Origin of the sequence: Solibacillus merdavium (assembly GCF_014836935.1) — a bacterium.
GTDB classification, from domain to species: domain Bacteria; phylum Bacillota; class Bacilli; order Bacillales_A; family Planococcaceae; genus Solibacillus; species Solibacillus ferritrahens.
Window position 1 is genome coordinate 1 of the sequence record NZ_JACSPW010000048.1, and the last position, 1503, is coordinate 1503.

Annotated in this window: 1 protein-coding gene; it reads right to left on the reverse strand. The window is 37.3% G+C overall.

Annotation, left to right across the window (positions count from 1 at the left end; all coding sequences use genetic code 11):
- Positions 1 to 52: 52 nt before the first annotated feature.
- Positions 53 to 1383, reverse strand: a protein-coding gene (locus H9632_RS18670) for an IS3 family transposase (RefSeq protein ID WP_191705564.1) whose coding sequence is annotated in 2 segments (ribosomal slippage) — positions 53 to 1005 and positions 1005 to 1383 — 1332 coding nt in all. Because the reading frame shifts where the segments join, the coding sequence is not laid out codon by codon here.
- Positions 1384 to 1503 lie beyond the last annotated feature (120 nt).

The following is a 1503-nucleotide window of genomic DNA, read 5'->3' on the forward strand; positions in this document are numbered from 1 at the left end:
TGAACTGAACCCTATTTTGTAGACAGTATAATAAAAAGACATGTAGTTGTGCTTAAGCTGCGATTAGATGACTTCGGTATGTTGCCGGCGTCATCTTTTTTAATGTCCATTGTTTTCTTGTATGGTTGTAATGATTCATATAATCAACGACTAGTGTATGCAATTCAGCTAAGTTTTCAGCTTCCTTATAATCGACTTCATCTTTAAAATGCCCAAAGAACGATTCCATTGGCGCATTGTCTAGGCAGTTTCCTCGGCGTGACATCGACTGTTTCAGGTCCATTTCTTTCACAAGCTGTTGAAATCCTGGGTGCGTATAATGAAAACCTTGATCTGAATGAATCATTGCTTCTGGATGAAGATTACCATCTAGATGAATATTTAATTGTTCAAGTGTCTCATACACAATTGACATTTTAAGTGTTGTTGATAGCACATAGGCAACGATTTCTCTTGTAGCTACGTCTTTTACGCAAGATAAATAAGCCGTTTGACCACCTCTATATTGTAAGTATGTAATATCGGTCAAGAATACTTTTCCAGGCTCATCTTGGTTAAACTCGCGATTTAAATGATTCGGTATACGGCGGTGTGACGCTGTCGCTTTTTCTAAATGGCGATAGGGGTTCGCACGGCGAATTTTCGCGTATAAATTAAATTTACGCATTAAACGAAGAATCTTTTTATGATTCATGGGTTGGTCTAATACATCAACTAATGCCATATAAAATCCACGATAGCCAACCTTTCCTTTCTCTTTATCATAAATCGATTTCAGTAATAAGTAATCTTGATAATCTGATTCTTCACGAAGTGCATCCTTATCTGCATTTTGAAGCCATTTATAGTAACCACTTGGACTGACATTCGCTACTTTGCATAAATAGCGTGTCATGTTTTTGAGTTGATACAGTCGAATCGTTTCGTTAATTGCTTGGTATTTTTCTCTTGGTGTTAGAACCGGTTCTTCTTCGCCTGCCTTTCCATTTCGTCGAGCTTTTTTAGAAGTGTTAATTCAGCTTCTAAAAGTCGAATACGCGCTTCAGCTTTCTCTAACTTTTTGTCCGCTGATAGTTTTTCAGTGCTAGGGCGACCTGTACTGCCTTTTCCACGACGTTCCTCTAAAAATCCTTGTTCCCCAAGGTTTTGATAGGTTTTCTTCCAACGCTTAATTGCGCTTTGAGCTTTTTTTAGTCCAATGATTTCTAAATCAAATCCAGCTTCTCTAAAAATTTGAGCTGGGCCCTTACCTGATTGATTTTCTTGAATAGCTTTTAGTTTAAATTCTGCTGTATATTGAATCGCTCGATCTGAAACTGATGCAACATTTGGATTCACTTCAATTTGTCTGCGTTGATGTTCATTAAAAATTATTTTACTCATGATGATTCTCCCGTTCTTAAATTGTATGGTCAGTATAACGGGATTTTTCGGTGAAGAAAATAGAAAAACCCCGAATAGGTCCACTTTTTTTAAAGTGTCCACTATTCGGGGTTCAGTTCA